The sequence below is a fragment of the Bacillus cereus group sp. BfR-BA-01349 genome, assembly GCF_022663795.1.
GTDB classification, from domain to species: domain Bacteria; phylum Bacillota; class Bacilli; order Bacillales; family Bacillaceae_G; genus Bacillus_A; species Bacillus_A cereus.
On sequence record NZ_JAKUGE010000017.1, the window covers coordinates 87,193 to 94,958 of the forward strand.

Below are 7,766 nucleotides of genomic sequence, written 5' to 3' on the forward strand. Positions count from 1 at the left end.
CCTAGTTGTAGACTAACTTTCCGTCTACCTCTCTTCACTGTTAACGATCAATTGACCGCTTTTTCCTCATAAAGACAAACTATCTTTATTACGAAAAAGATGCTCCAAGACTGTAATTCATGATTATCCCTGTACTGGTTCACACCAACCACCAGCTCTCTGTTACAGTAAGACTAACCACTACTGTGATCTCTTCATTGCACTTTGTTTATTCAAATGTTTTTGAAATTGAATAAGTATGATTCGTATTATAGAACGCTTTTCAAAACACTGTCAACAACTTTTTATATATTTTTTTAAATTCCACTTTCGTCCTATAATTCTTTTTGTAAATCACCCATTACAATTCCTATGCGAATTATTTCATTTTCCAGTAAATGTAAAACATATTCCTCTACTTCATACTGAACTAATAATTCTTTTATTTGTATGATTTCTTTTTCAAATAAAACGGCTTCGTGACATGTTTGTAGTAAAATAAAAAACACATTTGCAAACATTTCTTTATGCGCTTTCATACTTTCTTTTTTATGAAGCATTTCAATCAATAACTGCTTCATTTCCTCACCTGTACATTTACCATGTACACTTGAAAATGCACGAGACATAATACATACTCCTTTTTCTAATATTTCATCCATGTATAAAATAATACGTAAAAGCATCACATATTCTCTTGCAGTTATCTCACCCATTTTTGGTCGTTCTCGCAAAAATACACTGAGCCAAGCTGTCCAAAATTTTTGTTGTTCTTTTACACTTAATGTTTTGACGTAATAGCATAAAAACTGCATAAACTTAATTTTATTTTCTTCATTTTCTATTATGAGTAACGGGTATAACCAATCTGTTTTTTGCTCCCAATATAGTACACATTTAATAAATACAAAGCTAAGCCACTTCAAGAAAGCTTCTCTCGTATGCGGATGTAATACTTCCAAATGTTCTATCGCATACTTAATAAATCGCTTCATTTCTGTAAATAAAGGTAAATTTATTTGCGTGTAACATAAGCCGGCCCATGCATATTCCGTAATCTCATTTTGTTTTTTTAAATCTAAGTATGGTAACAAATATTTTCGGCACCATTGTTTTTCAATATGATATAGAAATGTAATATCTGCTATTAAACGAGTAAACATAAAGTTTGTTCGTTCCGAATTAACTCTTACTTGTTCTTCAAATAAAAATAAATATTCATATACATTACGATCGTATAAATGATCATATGATAACAACTTTAATAATACAGCCGTCATTTTTCCAACTGGATGCTGAATTGATTCATTATAAAAATCTTGTTTCCCAAGCTTAAAGTCTGTATCACTCTTCATAACTTGAGGAAACACTGAAAAAGCAAATCGTTTTACAACACGTATACTATTCTCTTCTAACTCTTCTAGTCGATTACTAATTTCATATAGAAAACTACTAATTAACCAATGAAAAGCAGTATTTCTAACAAATTTCTGCAATAGCGGAATAATTTTTTGGATTTGCTCATTTGTCATTCCTCGATTATTTCGCCATTCTCTAATACAAACAAACCATACTTCATTACTTATTTCTTGCACTCCTACTAATTGGTATGCAAATGAAATACTCCACTCTGTGTTTAATTTACACGCTTTTGATAACATCTCTAAAAAATGGCGTTGTTCAAAAACACCATCTTGCGAAAATTGCTGAACTTGCTTCATAATTTCAACATCTTTCAGCTGCAATAATCCGTCAGCAGTTACATTACAAGTAATGCTTTCTGCTGTATCTTCTTTCTTTTGTACACTGTATCGATCAGAATGAAAATGAGGATGCTTTTGCTTCATTAACTCATACCCATTTGCCGCAGATGGGCTATTCGAATCACACTTGAATAATAAGTCTAATACGAGACATGCATCAAATACCCTCTCTTCTGTAAGATGCTTTATTACAGTTCGAGTGACTTCTTCTTTTGTTTTTTCTAAACAATGTGCATAATGCCTTTTTAAAAGTTGAAAAACTTCGTGTTTATAAGTGAAATCTAAAAGAAGTCCTTCATGTAACAACCATTTCATTTTGTCATCTACACGAACAAAAATATTTTTATTCATCGCATCAATTGCAATTCGCTTTTGAAGTACACTATTTGCTTCTATCATTTCTGTAATATAATAATCCGCTTTTTTCTCATTGTTTTCGCATAAATAAGTTAGACACTCTTTTACAATTCGTATTAAAAATGCAAGATCATTTTGATGAAACTCTTTCTCTACATTTTCCTTATTTCTTTTTTTCAGTGCCGTTTGTCTTAACGACAACATTCTCAATTTTTCTAATCCAATCATCATAATTGGAACAGCATAATAAGCGATATATGGCCTCATCTTTTCGTTCCAAATTTGCTCCACATGAGAAAATGTAGATACTGGTAAGCGACTCGATTCCTCGAGTTCTATTGATTCTTGCGTATCATTTCCCCATTTTCTTACACGTTTCAACTTCAGTTTTCCGTCTAAAATAAAAGTTAGTAACAATAAGGCAATTTCTTTATGTTCAGGAAAAGAACATTTTTGCAGTAACTTAGAAATCTTTTCTATAGAGCTACTATCTTTTTCAGCTGTTTCTAATAAAAGGAGTGTCCACCTTGCAAACAACAGCGGGTCCATCTTACTCTTCGTTTCGTTTAAGTAGTTACAAATTGTTCTCCATAATAACGGTGATATTTTAGAATAGTTTTTATAAATTAATTGAAATAATTCTTTCTGATGACTAAAAAGAAATTGTTCCACTAACCATTCTGCAAGTAATTCATCTACTTCATTATAGTTTGGCGTAAGCATAAACAAATTTTGTAATTTACCTTCTGCTTCTAACCATTCGACCCATTCATAATCATGAGCAAATTCTACAAAGTAACGTACTGTTTCAATTTTTTTAATCGATTGCTTTATGTATGATAATTGTTCCTGTTCTACTGACGGGGGAACCGTTACAATATCCCGAATACGCATTCTTTTCGTAATATAATTATCACCCATTAATTCAGCCCAGCGTTTTACCGCTTTTACGAGGGATTGATGATTATTCACCTTATTCGGATACACAATTGGTCTTATCCCTAAATGTTCCCAATGGTACGTATTTTCTCCTTGTGCGACAAAAGCAAATCGTCTTGTACTTGGTGGTAAACCAGTTGCTAAATATTTCATTACTGGGTCATTATGACTATATCCAACGAATAAAACGGTGTAATTTGAGAATAGATCAACTAAAAATCTTCTCGCCCACCCTTCTGTTAAGTAAGCCCTTCCAAAATCACCATCTGTTAAAATTAAAGCCTCTTTCTCCTGTTCTACATTACCATGTATGTAAGCAAGACCTTTAAAAGCTCTCCCAGTCGGTAAAGCTGGAGCGTAATAAACATTGATATCTCTATTTATTTCTTTAATTGCTGTTGTAAAATGTTGATCAAAATTTGTTGTTACAATGCGGATATCTGTATCTAAAGGAAATAGCCTTGGAATTGCATAATGCAATGGATTCGGTTTTGATTTCTCTATATGAACAAGATCTCTTGCGACTTGATGTACATCTTTTGTTTTCGCAATTTTACCAAGATAATAATCATGTGGTTCTGTTATTTCACGTTTTTCGACATATAACGTTTTTGCAATTTCATCAACTAAATCATCAAAATTCGGTAAGTTTGATTTCCCTTTCATAGAAACTCCCGCTCCAACAAATAACACTAACTTTCCTTGCTCAAGGTGATCAATTAACTCATCTGGAATTTCTACTTCTGAAGTAATCCACATCCTGGATTCCCCCTTACCTAAAAATGTCATACACTCTCATTTTACTATAACATTTTTCCATTGTTTTTATAATATTTAGACTAAATTCCGAACATGAAAAAGTTTTATGTAAATAAATCCGTTACAATGTATGAACTCCAGAATTTATTGAAAAACTATGTATAAATCGGAGGTGTAAATTTTGAATGATTTCACAGTAGTGCTTATCAAGTTTATATCGTGCATTATCGCATTTAGCATTGGGCTTGCTTTATTTTTCCCTGCAACGTTTGTTCAAATTATTTCATTCAGTCTCTTTGTTACAATCGTATCCTACATGTTCGTTGATAAAATCATTTTAAATCGAATTGGCAATACTGGTGCCATTATGTCGGATTTCTTATTAACATATTTAAGCGTATGGATTTTCGGTAATATTTTATTAGACAACTATATGCAAATTGCATGGGGCAGTATCCTTTCTGCCATCGTCTTCACTTTATCTGAAGTAATCGTTCATCGCTTCTCTAACTCTCATACAAGGCACAACAATGATAACATTCGTATTAATCGTCGCTTTGCATATGGTACAGAGTTTGCTGAAGAACAAAATATATTGGATAAAGATAAAAAAAAGTAACGTTTTAATACAGGAGCGCCCTTTTTAATTATGTGGTGCTCCTTTTTTGTATTTTTTCATTATGGTACGTGAAATTATATAAGTGATTATTTCAAAATACCGACTTACTAACAATATTTGACGCTATTTTTTCTAATAAAAAACTGCCTCTTATTTAGAGGCAGCCACTTTTAAGTCTTTTACTTCAACAACATCCGCAAACGCTCCCAATACTGCGTTATGATGTTTCACAATATCTTCAGCACGTAACACTTCTGTATTAAATGTACTATGTGCATCACTCACTAACGTTACTTTATATCCTTCACTACATGCTCTGCGCGTTGTCGTATCTACACAATACTCTGTTTGCATTCCCGAAAGAATAACGTGTTCAATTCCTTTCTCTTGTAACACTTCGCTTAAGTTTGTATTATGGAATGAATCTGGAGTCGTCTTTTCAACTATATTATCTCCTTCTTGCGGAGCGATGGCCGCATGGATTCGCCATCCATCCGTACCTTTTTCTAACGGGTGATCTTTAGGACCGTTATGTTGGATATAAATAACTGGAATACCATTTGAACGACATTCCTTAATAAGCTCTTGCAATGTTTGTAAAAACTTTCCCCCATTATGTACTGGCATTCCAGCTGTATACATACCCCCTTGCACATCAATTACGATTAATGCTTTTTTCATTTCACACATCCCCTTTGTTTGTATAAGCCATTATTATTGTTTATATTCCATCATCCAACAATCTTCTAATTTCCCCTCATGCAACTCATGTTCCTTTAAAATCTTTACTTTTTTAAATCCACTTTTTTCATAACACTTTATTGCTCGTTCATTATTTACTTTCGGATCCATTGCAATTGCTTCTGCTCCCATTTCACTCATAATATATGTAATTGCTACCTGAACGAGTTTTGTTCCAATTCCCTTTCCCCAATAGGCTGGTTCACCGATAAATTGGTCCATACCCCATACATTTTGTGATTCTTTATAGCCATATAACGCTTTCCACTCTGAATCCACTGGGTACATTTGTATGTAACCAATCGGAATGTTATCAAATTCTATTAAACATCTTTTTTCATTACTGTTTGGACTATGTATAAAATGATTAAGCACCTTTTCTACAGATTGCGGATTATCTCGTCCTTCGTAATAACGCAGGACTGCTGGGTCCGTTAACCATTTAGAAATGATAGATGCATCATCTTCCATTACGTATCTAATCAATAAACCTTCTTTTTGAAAAAGCATATTATACTTCTATTATTCCTTTATATTTTTTCTTGCTGTTACATCTTTCATTGCACCTACTAATGCATATGGTAGTAATGTAATCGCAAAAAATGCTGTAAATACGTTAAATTGCGGGATTGTATAGAGTGTGAACCATTCAGTGAAAAATTGAGAATTTAATATTCTATTAAAAAACTCTCCGCCTGGCCTAAAGTTTGGTGCCCACCCAGTGATTTCACACAAAATAAACAGTAACTGAACAATAAAAAATGCCCCTAGATAACGAAACCATGTCCGTTTCCATATAGGTTGTGCATTTTTTAATATATCCCCCATCTTACCCCCTCCTTAAATATCCATCATATTGATTATACACTTTCCTCACTTCATTTGTTAAAATTTTCTATATAATTAATACTGTTGGGGGGAATACATTATGTCTAATCCTATATTTACATCCACTTTAATCATTCTTAGAGGAAACTCCGCAAGTGGTAAAACAACGATTGCAAAACAACTACAAGAACATTTCGGACAAGGGACACTTTTAGTATCACAGGATGTTGTACGTAGAGATATGCTTAGAGTACACGACACAATGGGTAATTTATCACATGATTTACTATTTGAAATTACGAAGTACGGAAAAGGAAAATGTGAATTTGTTATTTTAGAAGGTATATTGAACAGTCATAGGTATAGTGAGATGTTAAAAGAATTAATTCGTTATTTTGATGAAAATGCATTTACATATTACTTTGATTTATCATTAGAGGAAACTATTAGACGACATAACACAAGGGACAAACGACACGAATTTAGTGAAGATTCCCTACAAAAATGGTATAATCCGCACGATACTATTAAGGTTGCCAGAGAAACTATTTTTACAGATAACTTTACGCAAAAAGATATATTTGATGCAATTCTTAATGATGTTGCGATTAAAAAACAAGCCTAACATAATATGTTAGGCTTGTTTTTTATTTTGTATTTCAGTTTTTATAATTAAACAATCTATACATAAATAATAGTATATATTCATTTCCCCAAACTGGAAATCAACTACTGAAATAAGTCCACGTTCCTCAATATCTTGAGTAATTGTAGCAACATATTTCATCTCTTTCGCACAAGTTGGACACGCCAAATCCTTTGGAAGATTATCATATAACGGTACCCCTAATAATCTACATACATATTCAGAACCGAACAAGTCAAAAGCTTCCCAGTAACTATCTTCATCTGTAGGTATATCTTCATTTTTCATATTTATAAGCTTTACCGTTGTTTTTGGTAATGAAGCTGGTAACTTAATTACAGATTTAGTAATAAGCCATTTAAAAATCCTATTATCCTTCTACTAAAAAAATAAAAGCCAGCCTCAATAAAGAGAACTGACTTCTATTTGGATAATTATTGTTATTATAAAATTTTCACTTTAACAGTTTGTCTTCCCCAATTCATAGCTTTACTTTTTGAACCCATTAAAACATCAATACGATTACCTTTAATTGCACTTCCAGTATCACCAGCGATAGCTTCTCCATAACCTTCTACCCATACTTTAGATCCTAATGGGATTACTTTCGGATCAACTGCGATAATTCTCATATTCGGATTTGCCGTTAAATCATGACCCATCGCAGTTAAAACGCGTCCACCATATGTACCATTTTCACTTGGATCAGCAGTATACGCTGTCGCTACTACCGTTAATTCACGTTTAGCAGACTGTATGTTGTTTTTAGATACTTCTTTCGCTCTCTCTTCTTCTTTAGCCTTTGCTATTTCTCTTGCTTTCTCTTCTTCTTTAGCTTTTGCTATTTCTCTTGCTTTCTCTTCTTCTTTAGCTTTTGCTATTTCTCTTGCTTTCTCTTCTTCTTTAGCTTTTGCTATTTCTTGTACTTTTTCTTCTTCTTTAGCTTTTACTATTTCTTGCACTTTCGCTTCTTCTTTGACTTTTGCCTCTTCTTTGACTTTTGCTTCTTCTTTAGGCTTTACTATTTCTTGCACTTTCGCTTCTTCTTTGACTTTTGCTTTTTCTTTAGGCTTTACTATTTCTTGCACTTTCGCTTCTTCTTTGACTTTTGCTTCTTCTTTAGGCTTTACTATTT

General features: G+C 32.7%; 7 protein-coding genes, 1 pseudogene and 1 other annotated feature (1 of these 9 running past the window's edge). Of the genes and pseudogenes, 2 read left to right on the forward strand and 6 right to left on the reverse strand.

Features of this window, described 5'->3' with window-relative positions; genetic code table 11:
• Positions 1–207 (reverse strand) — a binding site (T-box leader); it reaches 29 nt to the left of the window's first position.
• Between the two features lie 107 nt (positions 208–314).
• The gene (locus MR169_RS11910) at positions 315–3,797 is read right to left on the reverse strand and encodes a DUF4020 domain-containing protein (RefSeq protein ID WP_242319442.1); all 3,483 of its coding nucleotides are present in this window, start codon (positions 3,795–3,797) and stop codon (positions 315–317) included.
• Between the two features lie 181 nt (positions 3,798–3,978).
• Here MR169_RS11910 and MR169_RS11915 point away from each other — a divergent pair, with 181 nt between their 5' ends.
• The gene (locus MR169_RS11915; protein WP_000997702.1) at positions 3,979–4,416 is read left to right on the forward strand and encodes a YndM family protein; all 438 of its coding nucleotides are present in this window, start codon (positions 3,979–3,981) and stop codon (positions 4,414–4,416) included.
• Positions 4,417–4,566: 150 nt separating this feature from the next.
• On the opposite strand, the gene MR169_RS11920 is transcribed toward MR169_RS11915, so the two are convergent.
• Genes MR169_RS11920 through MR169_RS11930 form a run of 3 tightly spaced genes read right to left on the reverse strand, consistent with a single transcriptional unit; the run spans position 4,567 to position 5,985 of the window.
• Positions 4,567–5,097: a cysteine hydrolase family protein gene (locus tag MR169_RS11920; RefSeq protein ID WP_000709544.1), complete on the reverse strand. Its 531-nt coding sequence runs from the start codon at positions 5,095–5,097 to the stop codon at positions 4,567–4,569.
• Between the two features lie 33 nt (positions 5,098–5,130).
• Positions 5,131–5,667 (reverse strand): GNAT family N-acetyltransferase, encoded by a 537-nt coding sequence (locus MR169_RS11925; RefSeq protein ID WP_000898775.1) that lies wholly within the window; start codon positions 5,665–5,667, stop codon positions 5,131–5,133.
• Between the two features lie 12 nt (positions 5,668–5,679).
• A complete protein-coding gene (locus tag MR169_RS11930; RefSeq protein ID WP_000502341.1) occupies positions 5,680–5,985 on the reverse strand; it encodes a YfzA family protein in 306 nt (101 codons plus the stop codon).
• A 100-nt stretch (positions 5,986–6,085) separates the two neighbouring features.
• On the opposite strand from MR169_RS11930, the gene MR169_RS11935 reads away from it, so the two are divergent.
• Positions 6,086–6,610, forward strand: coding sequence for a kinase (locus tag MR169_RS11935; RefSeq protein WP_242319443.1), 525 nt, complete (start codon positions 6,086–6,088; stop codon positions 6,608–6,610).
• A gap of 9 nt (positions 6,611–6,619) precedes the next feature.
• Here the strand turns inward: MR169_RS11935 and MR169_RS11940 are convergent.
• Both MR169_RS11940 and MR169_RS11945 read right to left on the reverse strand, forming a co-directional pair.
• A pseudogene (locus tag MR169_RS11940) lies at positions 6,620–6,967 on the reverse strand (hypothetical protein); the annotation flags it as partial.
• A 107-nt stretch (positions 6,968–7,074) separates the two neighbouring features.
• On the reverse strand, positions 7,075–7,766 hold a 692-nt coding region (locus tag MR169_RS11945; protein ID WP_242319444.1), incomplete at its 5' end, for a 3D domain-containing protein.